2 protein-coding genes are annotated in these 1,141 nt (G+C 65.2%); one reads left to right on the top strand and one right to left on the bottom strand.

What is annotated here, in order from left to right:
* Positions 1–228: hypothetical protein (locus EOA23_RS36195; RefSeq protein ID WP_210212527.1), on the top strand; the 228-nt coding region annotated here is incomplete at its 5' end.
* 168 nt (positions 229–396) lie between these two features.
* On the opposite strand, the gene EOA23_RS34965 is transcribed toward EOA23_RS36195, so the two are convergent.
* Positions 397–1,141 (bottom strand): transposase (locus tag EOA23_RS34965; protein ID WP_245474456.1); only part of this gene is annotated, 745 nt, incomplete at its 5' end.

The following is a 1,141-nucleotide window of genomic DNA, read 5'->3' as shown; positions in this document are numbered from 1 at the left end:
GTAGATTGCCCTGAGCGCCGGCAGACGGCCTTGCTGTCCTTCCACGACACGAACTCCAGCGAGCGGCGCATCGTCTACACCACGGATGACATCGACAAGCCTGATGTCGGTTCCGATGTAGTTTCTTTGTTCGGCTTGAAGCCGTTTCTCCGTCCCGGCCCATGCGTCGCGGTTGGCGCCTTGTCGAGACGCGGTCAAGGCTGGCCGCTGCACAGCCGGGTCCGCTAGCGTGGCGTTTCCAGGCCACGCCTTGAGGGCGACACGACAAGGCGCCCAGCTGAAGCTGGCCGGGTGGTGGCCGTCGTGCCGGGAGACTCCCTGTGATATATTCGCCCGGCACGGACGACCACGTGGCAAAGAGCGGCGCGAGGGTGGATGAGAGCGCCGCCACGCAGCCTATAGTCGTTCCTCCTTTGTGGCGTCCGTGCGCCGCTTCGGCCCTCGTGTTCGCCAGTGTCGGATCATCAGCTCGTAGACACGCTCGGCATTTTCGGCCGCAGCTTTCTCGCTGTTGCGTAACTCCTTCACGTTGTAGGCGTAGGCTGAACCGCGGCGGCCGACACCGCGTTCGTTGGGCGCGCCGGCCTGGAGGGCGAGTTGCCGCTGCTTCGCTGCCACCAGCGCCGGGCGGACCCAGAAGTAGTCCTGCTCCTTCGTCAGCATATGCCAGATCAGCACCGCCAGCTTGCGCGCAACCGCTACAGCTGCGACCTGATGGCCTCGCTTGTTGCGGATGCGCAGGAAGAAGGCTCTGAGCGGACCCGGCGCCTTTGCCGCTGCCCAGGCGGCCTCCACGAGCATGGCACGGGCATGCGAACGCCCATGTTTGCTGATCCGTCCATATTGAGCGATGCCAAGGCCGGATTGGCGCACACGCGGATTGAGGCCAAAGTAGCTCACTAGTCGCTGCGGCTGGCTGAAGCGGCAGATGTCGCCGACGGCAGCGATGATGCCGGTTGCGACGATAGCGTTAACGCCGGTGATCGTCTGCAGCCGTCGGACCTGCGGATCATCAACCGCGTCACGGGCAATGTCACCGTCGAGGTCCGCCAGATCCTCCGCCAGACGATCGATCTCGCGGATGTGGCGAGCAACCGCGGCCCGCTCGTCGTCGGGGAGCACCTGCCGCTCGAGCCAGGCC

This window comes from Mesorhizobium sp. M2A.F.Ca.ET.042.01.1.1 (genome assembly GCF_003997405.1).
Lineage (GTDB): Bacteria > Pseudomonadota > Alphaproteobacteria > Rhizobiales > Rhizobiaceae > Mesorhizobium.
Note: the sequence above shows the minus strand (reverse complement) of the source record. Positions and strands in the feature narration are given on the sequence as shown.